Annotated in this window: 17 protein-coding genes; 9 read left to right on the top strand and 8 right to left on the bottom strand. The window is 72.0% G+C overall.

The features are described from left to right. Positions 1-26 precede the first annotated feature (26 nt). The 3 genes from gmd (ACSMHG_RS12070) to rfbB all read left to right on the top strand — a co-directional run bounded on the left by gmd (ACSMHG_RS12070) (position 27) and on the right by rfbB (position 3,107). Positions 27-1,007: a GDP-mannose 4,6-dehydratase gene (gene gmd / locus ACSMHG_RS12070; RefSeq protein ID WP_435745251.1), complete on the top strand. Its 981-nt coding sequence runs from the start codon at positions 27-29 to the stop codon at positions 1,005-1,007. A gap of 1 nt (position 1,008) precedes the next feature. Further along, the gene (locus ACSMHG_RS12075) at positions 1,009-2,022 is read left to right on the top strand and encodes a GDP-mannose 4,6-dehydratase (RefSeq protein ID WP_435745253.1); all 1,014 of its coding nucleotides are present in this window, start codon (positions 1,009-1,011) and stop codon (positions 2,020-2,022) included. An 86-nt stretch (positions 2,023-2,108) separates the two neighbouring features. After that, positions 2,109-3,107, top strand: coding sequence for a dTDP-glucose 4,6-dehydratase (gene rfbB / locus ACSMHG_RS12080; protein ID WP_435745256.1), 999 nt, complete (start codon positions 2,109-2,111; stop codon positions 3,105-3,107). Between the two features lie 19 nt (positions 3,108-3,126). Here the strand turns inward: rfbB and ACSMHG_RS12085 are convergent, their stop codons facing one another. After that, entirely contained in the window at positions 3,127-4,962 is a 1,836-nt protein-coding gene (locus tag ACSMHG_RS12085; RefSeq protein WP_435745259.1) for a polysaccharide biosynthesis protein, read from the bottom strand. Positions 4,963-5,196: 234 nt separating this feature from the next. On the opposite strand from ACSMHG_RS12085, the gene ACSMHG_RS12090 reads away from it, so the two are divergent. Continuing rightward, a complete protein-coding gene (locus ACSMHG_RS12090) occupies positions 5,197-6,633 on the top strand; it encodes a tyrosine-protein kinase domain-containing protein (protein WP_435745261.1) in 1,437 nt (478 codons plus the stop codon). Positions 6,634-6,689: 56 nt separating this feature from the next. Here ACSMHG_RS12090 and ACSMHG_RS12095 read toward each other — a convergent pair whose 3' ends face one another. The 6 genes from ACSMHG_RS12095 to ACSMHG_RS12120 form a co-directional block, all read right to left on the bottom strand. Then, complete coding sequence (locus ACSMHG_RS12095; protein WP_435745263.1) at positions 6,690-7,946, bottom strand: HNH endonuclease signature motif containing protein; 1,257 nt, start codon at positions 7,944-7,946, stop codon at positions 6,690-6,692. An 82-nt stretch (positions 7,947-8,028) separates the two neighbouring features. Then, positions 8,029-8,319 carry a DUF2516 family protein gene (locus ACSMHG_RS12100; RefSeq protein ID WP_435745266.1) on the bottom strand — a complete coding sequence of 97 codons (291 nt, stop codon included), beginning with the start codon at positions 8,317-8,319 and terminating at the stop codon, positions 8,029-8,031. Positions 8,320-8,324: 5 nt separating this feature from the next. Continuing rightward, positions 8,325-8,762 carry a D-aminoacyl-tRNA deacylase gene (dtd, locus tag ACSMHG_RS12105; protein WP_435745268.1) on the bottom strand — a complete coding sequence of 146 codons (438 nt, stop codon included), beginning with the start codon at positions 8,760-8,762 and terminating at the stop codon, positions 8,325-8,327. A gap of 113 nt (positions 8,763-8,875) precedes the next feature. Further along, positions 8,876-9,571 carry a hypothetical protein gene (locus ACSMHG_RS12110; RefSeq protein WP_435745270.1) on the bottom strand — a complete coding sequence of 232 codons (696 nt, stop codon included), beginning with the start codon at positions 9,569-9,571 and terminating at the stop codon, positions 8,876-8,878. Between the two features lie 46 nt (positions 9,572-9,617). Then, the gene (locus ACSMHG_RS12115; protein WP_435745273.1) at positions 9,618-10,013 is read right to left on the bottom strand and encodes a helix-turn-helix domain-containing protein; all 396 of its coding nucleotides are present in this window, start codon (positions 10,011-10,013) and stop codon (positions 9,618-9,620) included. Positions 10,014-10,258: 245 nt separating this feature from the next. Further along, entirely contained in the window at positions 10,259-11,203 is a 945-nt protein-coding gene (locus ACSMHG_RS12120) for an asparaginase (protein ID WP_435745275.1), read from the bottom strand. A gap of 39 nt (positions 11,204-11,242) precedes the next feature. Here ACSMHG_RS12120 and cysC point away from each other — a divergent pair, with 39 nt between their 5' ends. Beyond that, entirely contained in the window at positions 11,243-13,102 is a 1,860-nt protein-coding gene (gene cysC / locus ACSMHG_RS12125; RefSeq protein ID WP_435745277.1) for an adenylyl-sulfate kinase, read from the top strand. Then, a complete protein-coding gene (gene manA / locus ACSMHG_RS12130; RefSeq protein WP_435745279.1) occupies positions 13,102-14,334 on the top strand; it encodes a mannose-6-phosphate isomerase, class I in 1,233 nt (410 codons plus the stop codon). The genes cysC and manA overlap by 1 nt, the downstream gene beginning before the upstream one ends. A gap of 72 nt (positions 14,335-14,406) precedes the next feature. Here the strand turns inward: manA and gmd (ACSMHG_RS12135) are convergent, their stop codons facing one another. Beyond that, positions 14,407-15,429 carry a GDP-mannose 4,6-dehydratase gene (gene gmd / locus ACSMHG_RS12135; RefSeq protein WP_435745282.1) on the bottom strand — a complete coding sequence of 341 codons (1,023 nt, stop codon included), beginning with the start codon at positions 15,427-15,429 and terminating at the stop codon, positions 14,407-14,409. Positions 15,430-15,653: 224 nt separating this feature from the next. Here gmd (ACSMHG_RS12135) and ACSMHG_RS12140 point away from each other — a divergent pair, with 224 nt between their 5' ends. From ACSMHG_RS12140 to ACSMHG_RS12150, 3 genes are all read left to right on the top strand, one after another. Continuing rightward, a complete protein-coding gene (locus tag ACSMHG_RS12140) occupies positions 15,654-16,586 on the top strand; it encodes a sulfite exporter TauE/SafE family protein (protein WP_435745284.1) in 933 nt (310 codons plus the stop codon). A gap of 298 nt (positions 16,587-16,884) precedes the next feature. Continuing rightward, positions 16,885-17,523 (top strand): FkbM family methyltransferase, encoded by a 639-nt coding sequence (locus tag ACSMHG_RS12145; protein WP_435745286.1) that lies wholly within the window; start codon positions 16,885-16,887, stop codon positions 17,521-17,523. 99 nt (positions 17,524-17,622) lie between these two features. Continuing rightward, on the top strand, positions 17,623-17,793 hold the full coding sequence (locus tag ACSMHG_RS12150; RefSeq protein ID WP_435745288.1) for a hypothetical protein: 171 nt from the start codon (positions 17,623-17,625) through the stop codon (positions 17,791-17,793). Positions 17,794-17,878: the final 85 nt, after the last annotated feature.

The following is a 17,878-nucleotide window of genomic DNA, read 5'->3' on the forward strand; positions in this document are numbered from 1 at the left end:
GCCGGCGCGTCCGGCAGACTGCGCGCATGCCCAGCGCACTCATCACCGGCATCACCGGCCAGGACGGCCTCTACCTCGCCGAGCTCCTGCTCGCCAAGGGGTACGACGTCCACGGGCTCGTGCGCGGGCAGAACAACCCCAAGCGCGACCTGGTCACCGACCTGGTGCCGGACGTCCAGCTCCACTTCGGTGACCTCACCGACATGTCGAGCCTGATCCGCGCGCTGCGCGAGTCGGACCCGGACGAGGTGTACAACCTGGGAGCGGTCTCGTTCGTCGCCTACTCCTGGGAGAACGCCCACCTCACCACCGACGTGACGGCCACGGGCGTGCTGAACCTGCTGGAGGCGGTGCGGCTCCACGTCGGCAGCGACGTGGACCGCGTCCGCTTCTACCAGGCCTCGAGCTCGGAGATGTTCGGGAAGGTGCAGGAGACGCCGCAGCACGAGGGCACCCTGCTCTGGCCCCGGTCGCCGTACGGCGTGGCCAAGGTCTACGGCCACCACATGACGATCAACTACCGCGAGTCCTACGGCATGCACGCCTCGTCGGGGATCCTCTTCAACCACGAGTCGCCGCGACGCGGGCCGGAGTTCGTGACCCGCAAGATCAGCCAGGCGGTCGCCCGGATCAGCCTCGGGCTGCAGGACCACGTGCTGCTGGGGAACCTCGACGCCCGCCGCGACTGGGGCTTCGCGGGCGACTACGTCGAGGCGATGTGGCTGATGCTGCAGCAGCCCCAGGCCGACGACTACGTGGTGGCCACCGGCGAGACGCACTCCATCCGGGACTTCCTGGACCTGGCCTTCGCCCACGTCGGCATCGAGGACTGGACGCCGCTGGTCCGCCAGGACGAGCGGTTCATGCGGCCGGCGGAGGTCGATGTGCTGCTCGGGGACGCCGGCAAGGCCCGCGACGTCCTGGGCTGGAAGCCGCGGGTCTCCTTCCCCGAGCTGGTGGCGATGATGGTCGAGGCCGACCTCGAGGCGACCCGGCAGGGGTGGTGAGGTGACCAGCGCCGGGGCCAACGCCGGTGGCCGGGCCTTCGTCACCGGCATCGGCGGCCAGGACGGCGGCTACCTGGCCGAGCGGCTGCTGGCCGACGGCGTCGAGGTGCACGCGTTGGCCCACGCGGCCGAGCCGCTCCCCGACGTACCGGGGGTCGAGCTCCATGTCGGCGACCTGACCGACGTGCCGGCGGTGCGGGAGCTGGTCTGCCGGCTCGCGCCCGACGAGATCTACAACCTCGCGGCCCTCAGCTCGGTCGCCCGTTCCTGGCAGGAGCCGGACCTGGTCGCCGCGGTCAACGGCACCGCCGCGGTGGCGCTCCTCGAGACGGCGTGGCTGGCGCGCGAGCGGACCGGGAAGGACGTCCGGTTCGTCCAGGCGTCGAGCGCGGAGATCTTCGGCCAGCCCGAGCGCTCCCCCCAGGACGAGCGGACGCCGCTGCGGCCGGTCAACCCGTACGGCGCGGCGAAGGCCTACGCCCACCTCGCGGTCGGTGTCTACCGCGCCCGCGGGCTGCACGCCTCCGCCCTGGTGCTCTACAACCACGAGAGCCCGCGCCGCCCGCGCGGCTTCGTGACCCGCAAGATCACCTCGACGGTCGCCGCGATCGCCGCCGGCCGCGAGCAGCGGCTGGTGCTCGGCAACCTCGACGCCGTCCGGGACTGGGGCTGGGCGCCGGACTACGTCGACGCCATGGTCCGGGCGGCCCACGCGGAGGTCGCCGACGACTACGTGGTGGCCACCGGTGTCGGCCACACGGTGCGCGACTTCGTGGCCGCGGCGTTCGGGCACGTCGGGATCGCGGACTGGGAGCCGCTGGTGGGCGTCGACCCGGCGTTCGTGCGGCCGGTCGACCCCACCGACCTCACCGGCGACTCCTCGCACGCGGGCGAGCGGCTGGGCTGGCGGCCGTCGACGGGGTTCGAGGAGCTGGTGGGCCGGATGGTCGACGCCGACGTCGCGCTCCTCCGGGACCGGCCGCGGGCTCAGGACTCGAGCAGGTCCAGCAGGTAGCGGCCGGCGACCGGTGGTCGAGCCCGTCGTAGGCCGCCGGCCGGTGGTCGAGCCCGTCGAGACCACACCTTCCTACACTCGGCCACGTGCGACGGGTTCTGGTCACCGGCGGTGCCGGGTTCATCGGCAGCAACTTCGTCCACCACCTGGTCGAGCACACCGACGTCGCCGTCATCGTCCTGGACAAGCTGACCTACGCCGCGAGCCGCGAGTCGCTCGCCGGGCTGGCGGAGGACCGGGTGCGCCTGGTCGTCGGTGACGTGGCCGACGCGGCCGCGGTCGACCCGCTCGTGGCCGAGACGGACCTGGTCGTCCACTTCGCCGCGGAGTCGCACAACGACAACTCGCTGGCCGACCCGGCCCCGTTCGTGCAGACCAACGTCGTGGGCACGTTCACGCTGCTCGAAGCCGCCCGCCGGCACGGCGCCCGGCTCCACCACGTCTCCACCGACGAGGTCTACGGCGACCTGGAGCTCGACGACCCCGAGCGGTTCACCGAGGCCACGCCGTACAACCCGAGCAGCCCCTACAGCGCGACCAAGGCCGGCTCGGACCTCCTGGTGCGCGCCTGGGTCCGCAGCTTCGGCGTGCAGGCGACGATCTCCAACTGCTCGAACAACTACGGCCCGTGGCAGCACGTGGAGAAGTTCATCCCCCGCCAGGTCACCACGGTCATCGACGGCGGACGGCCGAAGCTCTACGGCGCCGGGCGCAACGTCCGCGACTGGATCCACGCCGACGACCACTCGGCGGCCGTGTGGACCGTCGCGACCCGCGGGCGGATCGGCGAGACGTACCTCATCGGCGCGGACGGCGAGAAGAGCAACGCCGACGTCGTCCGGATGGTCCTCGCCCACTTCGGCCGCGACGAGGACGACTACGAGCACGTCACCGACCGCGCCGGCCACGACCTGCGCTACGCCATCGACGCCACGAAGCTCCGCACCGAGCTGGGGTGGCAGCCCCAATACGCCGACTTCGCCGACGGCTTGGCCCGCACCATCGAGTGGTACGTCGACCACCAGGACTGGTGGCGCCCGCACAAGGCGGCCGTCGAAGCGGCGTACGCCGCGAAGGGCCAGTGACCCCGGTGGCCTCGGAGCGCTACGTCCGCGAGTAGTGGCCGGTGCTCGACGGCACGACCTCGTCGCGGCACAGCGCCACGAGCGTGCGGACGACCTCCTCGCGCGGGCCGGAGACCGGCAGGCCGTCGACCTCGCGGGCGGTGACCGGCGGCACGGGGACGTGCGAGACGAGCGCGTGCTCGGGGCGGTGGTCCCGCGGCTCGTGGTCGGCGAAGAGCTCCTCGTGGAGCTTCTCGCCCTCCCTCAGGCCGGTGTACTCGATCCGGATCTCCTCGCCGGACTGCCGGATGAGCTGCTGGGCCATGTCGACGATCCGCACCGGCTCCCCCATGTCGAGCACGAGGGCCTCACCGGCGCTGCCGATGGCGGCGGCCTGGACGACGAGCTGGCAGGCCTCCTCGATGGTCATGAAGTAGCGCGTCACCTCGGGGTCGGTGACGGTCACCGGCCCGCCCTCGGCGATCTGCGTGGCGAACGACGTGAGCACCGACCCGCGGCTGCCGAGCACGTTGCCGAACCGGACGGAGAGGTACGTGCCCTGCGCCCGGTAGGCCTGCTCGGCGGTCATCCGCTCGGCGATCCGCTTGGAGTAGCCGAGGACGCTCGAGGGGTTGGCCGCCTTGTCGGTGGAGATGTTGACGAACTTCTCCACGTCGTGGCGGTGCGAGGCCTGCAGCACGTTGCGCGTGCCGAGCACGTTGGTCTTCACCGCCTCGGCCGGGTACTGCTCGAGCATCGGCAGGTGCTTGAGGGCCGCGGCGTGGAAGACCACCTCGGGCCGGCGGGCGGCGAAGACGGCGTCGAGCGCCGCGGCGTCGCGGATGTCGCAGAGGACGACCTCGTCGGAGTCGAGCAGCGCCCGCCCGTGGATGGAGAGCTGCAGCGCGTGCAGGGCCGACTCGTCGCGGTCGAGCATCATCAGCTCCGCCGGGGCGAACCGGTGGATCTGCCGGCACAGCTCCGAGCCGATGGAGCCTCCCGCGCCGGTGACCAGCACCCGGCGGCCGGTGAGGTAGTCGGCGATCGAGTCGACGTCGGTGTCGAGCTGGTTGCGCCCCAGCACGTCGGTGATGTTGATGTCACGCAGGTCTCGGATGCCGACCCGCTCCGAGAGCAGCTGCGTGGAGGAGGGCAGGACCTTGACGTCGGCGCCGGCGCGGACCGCCGCTGCGCGGATCCGGTCGACGACCTCGGTCGAGGCGCTGGGCAGGGCGAGGACCACCGTGTCGGCGTCCGTGGCCCGGACCCACTCCTCCACCTGGTCGGTGGTGCCGACGACCGGGACGCCCCGGATCCGCAGGTGCCGCTTGCGGGGGTCGTCGTCGAGGAGGCCGACCGGCCGCCAGCGCCGCTGCGGGTCACGCAGCATCGAGCCGATCAGCTCGCGGCCGGCCTCGCCCGCGCCCACCAAGAGCGCCACAGAGGCGCCCTCGGCGTGGACCTGCCCGACGTCGCGCTCGCGCAGCCGCCGCCAGGCGGCACGCGCCCACGCCATGAGGACCAGGGCGCTGAGCGTGGCGCTCACCGGCACGCTCCGGGGGACCCAGAAGCCGGCGAGGTTGACCGCGAAGACCACGGCCCCGGTGGCGAGCGTGACGGCGCCGAGCAGCATCATCTGCTCCAGGCTGCCGGTGCCGGCGCGGCCCTGGTGCAGGCGCACGGCGGTGGCGAGCGCCAGGTAGAGGCCCACGGTGGCCAGCGCGGCCACGCCGACGGCCACCCACGGCACGTCGGTCGCGGCGCTGTCGTAGCGCAGCCAGGCGAAGAAGAAGTACGACGAGACCCACGCCACACTGTCGAAGGCGAGCGCCGACGGGACTCGGTGACGGCGCACGAAGGCGACGGCGTCACTCACGGGGACTCCAGGGAGAGCAGAAGACGGGAGGCCAGCCAGTGTGCCACGCAGGTGCCGACAGGGCGCCCCTCCTCGTCCGTTCCGGTCAGCAGGAGGGGCCCGCCGGGGCCATGCCGAGCCCTCGGGTGGTCGCCGGTGCCCGGCGGACGGAAGCCGGCGATCGGCGCTGGTGCGGCTACAGTGTCGCGCGCATCACGGCCCCGGTGACGCCCAGACGAGGACGGTAAGCGCAGCGTGGAACTGAAGGACTACTGGCGGACCGTCCGACGCCGCTGGAAGCTCATCCTCACGACTGTCCTCCTCACGGTGGGGATCGCCGCCGCGTACACCTGGACGGTCACGCCGCAGTACGCCTCGAGCGCGCGCCTCTTCGTCTCCACCACCCCGTCGGACACCGCCGACGCCTACCAGGGCAACCTCTTCGCCTCCCAGCGGGTGACGTCGTACGCCGAGATCGTGGACGGCCGGCGGCTCGCGGGCCGCGTGGCGGACGCCCTCGGCGGTGAGCGGACCGTCACCGAGTTGCTCGAGACGGTGTCGGCCTCCGTGGTGCCCGAGACCGTGATCTTGGAGATCACCGCCACCGACCCGGACCCGATCGAGGCTCGCGACATCGCGCAGGCCTACGCCGAGGAGCTCAGCGACCTGGTGCCCGAGCTCGAGGCACCGGGCGCCGAGGAGCGGACGCTCATCAACGCCACCATCACCGATGACGCCGTCGCCTCGGACGAGCCGGTCAGCCCCCAGCCGGTCCGCAACCTCGGGCTCGCCTTCGTCCTCGGTCTCCTGCTGGGCATCGGGCTGGCGGTGCTGCGCGAGCTGCTGGACACCACGATCGGCTCCAACGAGGACGTCGAGGCGGTCACCGAGACCCCGATCCTGGGCCACATCATCGCTGACGGCGGCGCGGTCAGGAGCCAGCCGGCCGAGGTGCTCGGCTCGGCGTCGCCGTGGGCCGAGGCCTTCCGCGTGCTCCGCACGAACATGCAGTACGTCGAGGTCGACCACGAGCAGCGGGTCTTCGTCGTGTCGAGCTCCCTGCCCGGCGAGGGGAAGACCACCACCGCGGCGAACCTGGCCGTCACGATGGCGATGGCCGGCCAGCGGGTGGCGCTGGTGGAGTGCGACCTGCGCCGGCCGCTGATCGCCTCGCGGCTCGGCCTGGACGGCGCGACCGGCACCACGAGCGTGCTGATCGGCAAGGTGTCGCTCGAGGACGCCCTCCAGCCCTACCAGGACACCGGCCTGCAGGTGCTCGCCTGCGGCCCCATCCCGCCGAACCCCTCGGAGCTGCTGCAGTCGCACGCGATGACCGCGATGCTGGAGCAGCTGCGCAGCCGCTTCGACACCGTCATCCTCGACGCCCCGCCGCTGCTGCCGGTCACCGACGCCGCACTGCTCACGGCGCAGGTCGACGGCGCGATGGTCGTCGTCCGGCACGGCCGCACGACGCGGGACCAGCTGATGCACGCGGTCGAGCGGCTGACGAACGTCGACGCCAAGACCGTCGGCGTGGTCATCAACGCCGCCCCTGCACGGAAGTCCAACCGCAGCTACGGCTACGGGTACGGCTACGGGTACGGCTACGCGCCCCACCCGACCGCCGACGACGGCACCGGGCCGTCGGCGCAGGCCGGACGTCGGCGAGGCAAGCACACGCCGGTCCGCTGACCACCACTCCCCCGGTGGTCGAGCGCACCCATCGGTGGTCGAGCTTGTCGAGACCACTACGTGCGCCGATGGAACGCCACCTGGCCGTCGGGCTCGTGCCGCATCTCGTAGACCGGGTCGTGGGCCCGGCGATGATGGGACGGGCAGAGGTTCATCAAGTCCTCGAGGTTCGTCTCGCCACCACTGGCCCACGATCGTCGCCAGTGGTGGGCCTCGCACATCCAGGCCGGCCAGTCGCACCCGAGGGCGTTGCACTCGGGCTGCCTCAGGTTGAGCGCCCGGCGTTGTGCGGGGGATGCGAGGCGTGAGCTGCGGCCCAGGTGGAGGACTTGACCCTCGGTGTCGAGGACGGCGGTGATGATCTCGGCCTCGCAGGCGAACCGGCGCGACTGGGCGCCCGACATCAGTGCGCCGGTGTCGAGCATGCCGTGGGCGTCGCCGCCCCGAGCGGTGTCGAGGGTCATCGTCACGACGGCGGTGGCGTTCAGCCCGCCGAGCTGGGGCAGACGGTCGGCGGGGAACCGCTCGATCAGCGAGACCAGCGCCGCACCCAGCCGCTCGGGCGAGGGACGCCGCTCGTAGGCGCCGGCGCCGCCGACGGCGTTCGTGTGCTTGGGCGTGGAGAGGGCGACGAGGTACTTGTGCAGCATCTCGCCCTGCGCCTCGGGCACGCTGAACTTCCCCACCATGCTGCCCCGGCCGTCGGGGCACATCGTGAGGAACGCCTTCGCCGCCGCCTCGCGCTCCTCCCGCTCCAGCGCCCGGGCGTCGGCGGCCTCCCCGATCTCGGGAGCGAGGACGGCGAGCAGCCGCTTGGTGAGCAGCCGCAGCGCGCGGGCGTCGTGACCGGTGGCCTCGATGAGGAGGTGCTGCTCGGCACGGGCCTTCAGGTCGGCGTCGAGGTCGTCGGGCAGCGCGTCGAGGGCGTCGACGATCACCCGAGCCTGGTCGGGGTGGAGGTGCCCGCCCGCGAGGGCGACGCGGACGGCCTCGTGTCGGTCGAGCGCCTGGGCGAGCCGCATCCGTCCGACCGCGACCGGGCGGGTCTGGCGGGTCTCCACCGCCCACGCGACCGGGGTCGACGTCGCACCGGTCCGGGCGCCGGTGTCACGGCGGTCGGCCTCACGGGCCAGCCGCAGCTCCAGCTCCTCGACCTGCGCGCGCAGCCGCCCGGCCTCGGCCAGGGTCTCGGTCAGCTCCGCGTCCGACAGCGACCACAGCCGCGCCTCGGCCAGCCCGTCCAAGGTGTCCCGTGAGCGCGCCACGACCTGCGAGACCGGATGGTCCCCGCCAGGTCGCGCCTCCTTCACCATACGCACATTCTTCCGAACACATGTTCGAACAGCCATCCCCAAGATCGGGGAATCCCCGGCGCCAGGGGCCGTCAGCTTGCGGTCAGCGGCGGCGCAGGCTGGTCAGCGCAGGTCGGACGTCGGCGAGATAGACGAACGCCGCGACGGTGAAGGCGAGGTTGAGCAGCAGGATCGAGATGCCGAGGAACGGCAGCTGCAGCAACAGCCCGAGGCCGAGGATCGTGCACCACGCCGCCTTGCTGAGCTTGCCGGCCGCCTCGTAGGCCTCTGCGGGGAACAGCAGGCTGTTGACGAAGGCGAAGATCTTCACCGCCAGCAGCACGAAGAAGACGAGCAGCATGACGTAGGACTCGACGGCGAAGACGCTCTGCACGTCACTCAGCCTAGGCGCTCGCTGTCGAGCACGAGCGTGATCGGGCCGTCGTTGACCGACTCGACCTGCATGTCGGCGCCGAAGCGGCCCCGCTCGACGGAGGCGCCGAGCCGCCCGAGCTCCGCGCAGACCGCCTCGTACGTCGGCTCGCTCACCGGCCCCGGTGCGGCGGCCTGCCAGCTCGGTCGCCGGCCCTTGCGGGCGTCGCCGTACAGCGTGAACTGGCTGACGACGAGGACGGGCGCGCCCACATCGCTCGCGGAGCGCTCCTCGCGGAGGAGGCGCAGGTCCCAGATCTTCCGCGCCGTCCAGGCCACCTGGTCGGGCCCGTCGCCGTGGGTGACGCCGAGGTAGACGAGCAGGCCGGGACCTCGGATCGCGCCGACGACCTCGCCGTCGACGGTGACACTCGCCTTCAGGACCCGCTGGATGACCGCCCGCACCGGCCCAGCGTGCACGAGGCCCCCGGACCGGTGGTCCGGGGGCCTCGTGATCAGAACAGGCTGAGCTGGCCGTCAGCGGCCGGCTCGGGAGCCGTCCCAGAGATCGGCGCTCTTCAGTCGCCGACCTTCTTGGCGGCGGCGGTGGTCGCCTTGGTCGCGTTGCTCGCGGTCTTCTTGGCCGCCGTACCGGTGGCCTTGGCGCTGCTGCGCGGGGTGGTGCTCGTCTTCTTCGCGGTGCGCTTGGCCGTGGTGGTGGTCTTCTTCGCGGTCGCCTTGGCCGTCTGGCTGGTGGCCTTGGCGGTCTGGTCGGTCGCCTTGGCGGTCTGGGTCCGCGTGGTCTTCGCCTTGGTCACGGTCGTCTTCGCCGAGGCGGCCGTGGCCTGGGTGGCCTCCTGGCGGCGGATGCGGGCCAGCAGCTGCTCACCGCGCTTGGCGAGGTCGGCGTAGCGGTCGGAGACGACCACGACGTTCTCGGTGACCGCACCCTGCACGCGGGTCGGGAAGGCGAGGGCCTCCCCCTGCAGCTCGGCGACGCGGGCTTCGACGGCGGCGCGGCGGGCCTTGGCGTCCTTCGAGAGCGCGTCGACGCGGGTGCTGACCGCGACGACGGCCTGGTCGCGCAGCGCCTTGGGCTCGAGGTCGATGCCGGCGACGCTCTTCTGGACGTCGGCGAAGCGCTTCTGCACGTCGGCGACGTAGTCGCGGACGTAGCCGACGGCGAGGTCGGTGGCGCCGACGCCGGCGTAGAGCGGGCGCTTGGCGACCTCGGGGATCTCGATGGTCGTGATGTCGAACCTGGCCTTCGCCATGGCGTTTCTCCTCTTCGTCATGGGCCGGCGGGCGCCGGACCGCTGGTCAGCTCTGGTCGTCGTCGTGCGCGTCGGCCCCGGGCTGCCCGGCGTTGAGGGCCAGGAACGAGGCGTACACGTCGAGCAGGGAGTGCTTCTGCCGCTCGGTCAGACCGGGGTCGTTGAGGACCGCCAGCTCGACCGAGCCACCTACGCCGTCGTCCGGGCTGACGATGCCCGCCCGGACGTAGAGCTGCTCTGCGGAGATCCGCAGGGCCTTGGCGAGCTGTTGCAGCACCTCGGCCGAGGGGCGGCGCAGGCCCCGCTCGATCTGGCTCAGGTACGGGTTGGAGACGCCGGCCAGCTCGGCGAGCTGCCGCAACGAGAGCGACGCACTGGTGCGCTGCTCCCGGAGGTAGTCACCGAGGGACCCAACTGCGGTCCCGACCTTTCCCTTCGCCATGCATCCCATAGTGCTTGCTCCTGCTAGCGCTTGCAAGTCTGCTAGCACGTGCGTCGAGTCACAGAGCAGCGCGAACGCCGCTGGCAGCAGCTAGCACTGCCTCGGTGGTCGAGCCTGTCGAGACCACAGCCCCGGTGGTCGAGCGCAACCCCCGGTGGTCGAGCGCAACCCTCGGTGGTCGAGCGCAACCCTCGGTGGTCGAGCGCAACCCTCGGTGGTCGAGCCTGTCGAGACCACACCCCCCTTCAGAACGCCGCGCGGATCTCCCCCACGACCCGGCCACCGCCGTGCAGCTCGTGGACGCCGGTGCGGGCGACGGCCTCGGAGTCGACGCCGGACCGGCGCAACGCCGCGGCCAGGACGACCGGTCGCGCCCGCTCGGCGCCGTCGTCGATCTTGAGCGCGAAGGCCCTACCGTCCGGCAGCGCCAGCACGTGGCAGGCTTCCGCGCCGCTCTTGCCGATCGCGCCGGGGAGCGCGATCAGCACGTCGCGCTCGTCCCGCGTGGTGCCGGAGACCATCTCGGGGTGCTGCCGGATCGCCTCGGCGATCCGCCGCTCGGGGCCGCCGGTGGCGACGGCGAGCGCCCGGAAAGCGCGGGCCAGGCCGGTGAGCGACGCCGAGAGGAGAGGCGCGCCGCAGCCGTCGGTGGCGACCGTGTCGACCGGCTCGCCGGTGAGCTCGGCGAACGTCGCGAGGATCGCCTGCTGCAGCGGGTGGTCGGGCGCCAGGTAGGTGGCGGTGTCCCAGCCGTTGACCACGCAGGTCGCCAGCATCCCGGCGTGCTTGCCCGAGCAGTTCATGTGGACCTGGGTCTTCTCGCCGCCGGCCCGCACGTGCGCCAGGCGGACCTCGGGGTCGTAGGGCCAGTCCAGCGGCGTCTGCAGGGCCTCCTCGCCGAGGCCGACGGAGGCCAGGATGCGGCGTACGCCGTCGAGGTGCACCTGCTCGCCGGAGTGCGACCCGCAGGCCAGCGCCAGCAGGTCGGGCGGCAGGTCGAGGCCGGCGCGGACCATCGCCAGCGCCTGCAGCGGCTTGTTGCACGAGCGCGGCAGCACCGGGGAGGTGACGTCGCCGACGGACCAGTCGACGGCGCCGTCTGCTGCGAGGGCGACCACCGACCCGCGGTGGTGGCCCTCCACGAATCCCGAACGCACGATCTCGGCCACGACCACCGGGGAGGACGACATGGCCGAACCGTACCGAGCGCGGTTTGCAAAGATGAGCCCGTGCCGAACGCCCCGCAGCATTGCCCCTCGCCGCGCGAACTCGACGACCTCGAGCTCCTCGTGACCGGGGGCCTCGCGCCGCTCACCCGCTTCGACGAGCCGGGGAGCCCGGTGACACTGACGCTGCCGCCGGAGGTCGCCGGCGCGGCTGCCGACGCCGGGGCCGTCGAGCTCGTCGACCCCGAAGGTCTCCCGCTCGCACGGGTCTCGGTGCCCGACGGCGCGATCGAGCCGCTCACGCACGTGCAGTACGGCCCCTTCCGGCGCTACTACCTCTCCCCCGGCCAGGTGCGCGAGGCGTACGCCGGCCGCACCTTCGTCCCGGTCACCGACGCCCCGACGCAGGCGCAGCTCGACGGCCTGCGCGCGCTCGGGCCGCTGGTCCTCCTGGCGTACGTCGGCGCCGGCACCCCGGAGCTGTCGCCGGTGGCCCTCATCCGCGCGACCCTCGCCGCGGCCGAGCTGCTCCCCGACGCGGCCGTCGTCGCCGTCCCGCTGGCCAGCCACGGCGACGCCGAGCTCGACCACCAGCTCGGCGTGCAGGTGGCCTCCACCTACGCGGCCGGCGACCCGGTGCACGCGCTGCCGTCGGACGTGGTCTCGACAAGCTCGACCACCGAGGACGACCCGTACCCCCCGACCATCGCCGAGATCGTCGCCTTCGACCGCCCCGACCCGGCCGACCAAGGTCTGGTCCTCTTCTTCACCGGGCTTTCGGGCAGCGGCAAGTCGACCCTGGCCCGCGCGCTGATGGACCGCCTGCTCGAGCAGGGCACCCGGACGGTGACCAGCCTCGACGGAGACGTCGTCCGCCGGAACCTGTCGGCCGGCCTCACCTTCTCCAAGGCCGACCGGGAGACCAACATCCGCCGCATCGGCTGGGTCGCCGCGGAGATCTCCCGCCACGGCGGGGTCGCGGTGTGCAGCCCGATCGCGCCGTTCGACGAGACCCGCCAGCAGGTGCGGGCGATGGTCGACGAGGCCGGCGGGGCGTTCTTCCTCGTCCACGTCGCCACACCGCTGGAGGAGTGCGAGCGCCGGGACCGCAAGGGCTTGTACGCCAAGGCGCGGCGCGGCGAGATCCCCGAGTTCACCGGGATCTCCTCGCCGTACGAGGAGCCGGCCGACGCCGACGTCCGGGTCGACACCACCGGCCGGACCATCGACGAGGCCCTCGAGGACGTCGTCGCCGCCCTGCGCGAGGCCGGCTACCTCGACCTCGGCTCGTCCATCCCGGTGGTTGAGCCTGTCGAAACCACCTCAGCCGTGGTCTCGACAAGCTCGACCACCGAGGCGAGCTCGACCACCGAGGGACGGCCCCTCAACGTCCTCTTCGTCTGCACGGCCAACATCTGCCGCTCGCCGTTCATGGAGCTGGTGGCCCGGCGGCTGGCGGGCCCGGACGCGACGGTGACCTTCGCCAGCGCCGGCACCCACGGCTTCCGCGACCACCCGATGGACGAGGTCATGAGCGGCACGCTCGCCAGCCGCGGCGCGGAGGCCGGCGGCTTCACCAGCCGGCCGGTGACCCCACGGCTCGTCGACCAGGCGGACCTCGTCCTCACCGCGGAGGCCGCACACCGGACGTACCTCCTCGACGACCAGCCGTCCGCCTTCAAGAAGGTCTTCACGCTCGGCCAGTTCGCGGAGGCGGTGCGCGCGGCGGACCCGTCCCTCACCGGCCGCGCCCTCGTCGAGGCCGTCGGCGAACGGCGCGGACCGGCCGACGTGGCCCTCGACGTGGCCGACCCGTACCGCCGGGGCCCCGAGGCGGCGGAGCAGGCCGCGGCCGGGATCGAGGGACTCCTCCGGCTCGTCGTGCCTCGCCTGACGGGCGGCAGCGGGACCTCCGCGCCCTGATGTTCCTGCTCCGCAACGCGATCCGCGGGTACGCCTGGGGCTCGCACACCCACCTTCCCCGGTTCCTGGGCCTCGAGTCGTCCGACGGGCCGCAGGCCGAGCTGTGGATCGGGGCGCACGACAGCGACCCGTCGTACCTCCCCGACGGCCGGGCGCTGAACGACGTCATCGCCGAGGCACCCGTCGAGCTGCTCGGCGAGCGGGTGGTCGACCTCTTCGGCCCGCGGCTGCCGTACTTGATGAAGGTGCTCGCCGTGGCGGAGCCGCTGTCCCTGCAGGTGCACCCCAGCACTGACCGGGCCCTCATCGGCCACGCCCGCGAGGAGGCGGCCGGCATCCCGCTGGACGCCCCGCACCGCAGCTACAAGGACGCCTCGCACAAGCCGGAGCTGATCTTCGCACTCACCCGCTTCGAGGGGATGGCCGGCTTCCGCGACGTCACCCGGTCGGCGCAGATCCTGCGGATGCTGGACCTGCCGTGGGCCGATGACCTCGCGCACCGGCTCGAGGCCGGCTCGCCGTTCCAGACGCTCCGAGCGGTCGTGACCGACCTGCTGGCGCAGGGCGGGCCGGAGACCGCGGAGCTCCTCGCAGCCATCCGCGAGGCGGCCGTCCGCGCCGAGGAGCGCGGCCACCGCGAGGAGATGCGGGCCAACCCGGTCCGGCTCGACCCCGGGCGGATCAACCGCGAGGCGATGCGGGTCTTCGCGATGGTCGCGAAGCTCATCGAGCAGTACCCCGACGACCCCGGGGTGCTGGTGACGCTGCTGCTCAACCACGTGGTGCTGGCGCCGGGCGAGGCGATGTTCCTCGACGCCGGCGTGCTGCACGCGTACGTCTCCGGGCTAGGCGTGGAGATCATGGCGTCGTCGGACAACGTCCTGCGGGCCGGCCTGACCCCCAAGCACCGCGACGTGCCGGAGCTGCTGGCGGTCACGAACTTCACCCCGATGCCGCCCCCGCAGTGGGAGGCGAGCGAGCGCGGCCCCGGCCACGCCGTGCTCGAGCCGCCGGTCGCCGACTTCGCGCTCACCGTGGGTCGGGCGCCGGTCGCCGCCCCGCCGGCCGACGGGCCCCGCACCATCGTGGTGCTGCAGGGCACGGTCGACCTGGTCACCGGCGGGGAGCGGGTCACGGCCTGCCAGGGCGAGACGGTCTTCGTGCCGCACGCGGCCGGGCCGCTCACGATCGAGGGCGAGGGACGGGTGGCGATCGGCGCCGTACCGGCCTAGGGCAACCCCTCAGCCGCCCCATCGCTGGTTGAGGAAGGCGCGCTAGCGCCTGTCTCGAAACCAGGCCAGACCTCAGCCCCAGCCGTCGACCTCCGGATGGTCGATCCAGTGACGGCCCTCGTGGCGCAGCGCACGGATGTCGGCCTCGACCATGATCCGCACCAGCTCGGCGAACCGGACGCGCGGCTTCCATCCCAGCCGCTCCTCGGCGCGGCTGGCGTCGCCGACCAGTGACTCGACCTCCGCCGGGCGGACGTAGCGCTGGTCGAAGCGCACGTGCTTCTCCCAGTCCAGCCCGGCGTGGTCGAAGGCCGCCGCCACGAACTCCCGCACCGTCGCGCTCTCGCCCGTGGCGAGCACCAGGTCCTCGGGCTCGTCGGCCTGCAGCATCCGCCACATGCCCTCGACGTACTCCGGCGCGTAGCCCCAGTCCCGGACGGCGTCGAGGTTGCCGAGGTAGACGAAGTCGTCGAGGCCGGCCTGGATCCGCGCCACCGCGCGGGTGACCTTGCGGGTCACGAAGACCTCGCCCCGGCGGGGCGACTCGTGGTTGAAGAGGATGCCGTTGACGGCGTGGAGGCCGTAGCTCTCGCGGTAGGTGGTGGTCAGCCAGTGGGCGTAGGCCTTCGCCGCGCCGTACGGCGAGCGCGGGCGCAGCGGGGTGCACTCGCTCTGCGGCGGCGGCTCGGCGCCGTACATCTCCGAGCTCCCGGCCTGGTAGTACCGGCAGCCGGCGCCCGAGCGCCGCACGGCCTCGAGCAGGCGGACGGCGCCGATGCCGGCGGCCTCGCCGGCGTGCTCGGGCTCCTCGAAGCTGGCGCCGACGTAGGACTCCGCGGCGAGGTTGTAGACCTCGTCGGGCCGGATCTCGTGGAGCAGGGCCAGCAGCCGCCCGCCGTCGGAGAGGTCGCCGCGGTGGAGGAAGAATCGGGTGGTCGGCTCGTGCGGGTCGGCGAGCAGGTGCGCGATGCGCGCGGTGTTGACCGTGGAGGTACGCCGCGCCAGGCCGTGGACCTCGTACCCCTTGGCGAGCAGCAGCTCGGCGAGGTAGGACCCGTCCTGGCCGGTGACGCCGGTGATCAGCGCCCGCTTCATTCCCCTCCCCCTTTCGGTGGTCGAGCTCCATCGGTGGTCGAGCCCACCATCGGTGGTCGACCCCACCATCGGTGGTCGACCCCACCACCGGTGGTCGAGCCTGTCGAGACCACACTCTCGCACCGACTCGCCGCGCCGAGTCGGCACTCCACCTTCGACCCCCTATAGTCTAGTGAATCGCTCGACCATGTCGTGTTGAGCAGCGCCGATCCCGAAGGACCTCCATGGACGACCTCTTCACCACCGCCGCGCTCGCCGTGCTGGCGGTGAGCTTCGGCGTCGGCATCGTCGTCGGCCTCACGGGGATGGGCGGCGGGGCGCTGATGACGCCGGCGCTGATCTTCCTCGGCATCCCGCCGACCGCCGCAGTGGCGAACGACCTGGTGGCCGCCGCCGTCAACAAGACGGTCGGCGCGTCGGTCCACTGGCGCACCGGCTCGCCGAACCTCAAGCTGGCGGGCTACCTGATCGCGGGATCGGTGCCGTTCGCGCTGGCCGGTGGCTTCATCGTCCAGGAGCTCGGCGGCCAGGATGCCGAGGACTTCCTGGTGACCGCGATCGGCATCGCGCTGCTCTTCGCGGCGGCGAGCTACGCGCTGCGGATGTACCTCCAGTTGCGCCTGGTGACCTCCGGCAACGAGGCGCCCGCCGGCGAGCCGGACATCCGCCCGATCCCGACCCTGATCGTGGGCGCGGTCGGCGGCCTGCTGGTCGGCATCACCTCGGTCGGGTCGGGCTCGCTCATCATGGTCGCCCTGCTGCTGCTCTACCCGACGCTGTCGGCGCTGAAGCTGGTCGGCACCGACCTCGTCCAGGCGGTGCCCCTGGTGCTCGCCGCGGCCATCGGCCACGTCATCGTCAACGGCGTCGACTGGGCGGTGCTGATCCCGCTGATCGTGGGCGGTACGCCGGGCACGTTCCTCGGCGCGCGGATGGCCAGCTGGGTCAGCCAGTCGGTGATCCGCCGCGGCATCGTCATCGTGCTCACCCTCACCGGCCTGAAGATGCTCGAGGTCCCCGCCGAGGTGGTCGGCATCATCGGCGCCGGCATGCTCCTGCTGGGCCCGCTCGCCTGGGGCTGGGTGCGCCAGACCCGCGGCCTGCCGGCCTTCGACAACAACGCCGCGGCTTGGTACCACGACCGCCAGCGGCAGTAGGTACGGATCAGTCCTCGAGTGCAGTCCCTTTTGACAACCAAGTCTTCCCCGCCGACAGCGCATGTGGAAACCGAGAGTCGCTTTCGCCAACGGCCGGACGGGCGGGAACCTCTAGTCTGTCACCGCCTGGCCAGGCAACACTTGAGGAGTAGTTATGGCTCGACCGAAGTTGGGAGCAGCCGCTCGGAGTCACCCCGTAACCGCGCGAGTGCTTACGGAGTACCGACTGAAGCAGTTGCGGCGTTCGCCGAAGGGCGGCGAGCTTCGGCGGTTTGCGGAGCACTCGCAGCCAGGCACGATGACCGTGGATGTTGGCGCCAGCGTCGGTAACTTCGCGATGGCTTCGGCGCGCGCGGTCGGCCGGCGCGGCCGCGTGCTCGCGCTTGAGCCGAATCCGGAGGTATTCGCCGAGCTCGTCAACTCGACCTGGGGCGCGCCTGTTACGCCGCTCAACCTCGCCGCCTCCGACAGGCGGGGAGTCGCCTCGTTCGCGGTGCCCACGGATGAGGGGGGTAGCGCAGTACCTCCGCTCGGAAGCCTAGAGAGCCGGCCGGGTCCGCATGACACGTTCCTGGTGCGGACCGTCTTGCTGGATGAGCTTCTACCCCCCCACAGCGAGGTGTCAGCCCTCAAAATCGATGTAGAAGGTCATGAACTGGCTGTGCTGCAAGGCGCCGCCGAAACCATCGAGCGATGCGGGCCCGCGATCATTATCGAAATCGAGAATCGACACCTGGCCGAGTCCGTCGTCGAGGATGTCGTTCACTGGATCGTCGACCGCAATTACCGCGGCTGGGGCGTCCGTGGCGATGACCTGCTGCCCTGGCGGGAATTCGACGCACACGAGTGGCAGGACAGATGGCTCACGCAGAATGCGGACGGCACCGTGGACATTGGTGCCGGTTACGTGAACAATTTCCTATTCCTTCGGCGGTGACGTCCAGAAACTCAAGTCAACACCGAAGGCTCGCGGAGCGCAGTGTCGGACAGCTGGCCGGTAGGGATTACCGGCTAGCCGCCGAACTCCCAGCATCCAATGTCGACGATGGTGTCGTACCGGACCGCGAACGACCGCGTCAACGGCATCGACCTGCGTCGCGAGCGGCTTTCCGCCGCGCGCCTCGGTGCGAACGATGGCGTGCTGATTGCGGATGTAGCCGGACCGGTCTGCCGCACGGGTGAACAACTCGCTGGCGTCGTCCGTTGAGACCGAGGGCGTGCATCAGGATCGCGGCCTCGGCTTTCTAGACCATCGTCTCCGAAAGGGTCGGACTGGTTGTTGTAGGAGATGA

Origin of the sequence: Nocardioides ureilyticus (assembly GCF_051280745.1) — a bacterium.
Taxonomy (GTDB): Bacteria; Actinomycetota; Actinomycetes; order Propionibacteriales; family Nocardioidaceae; genus Nocardioides.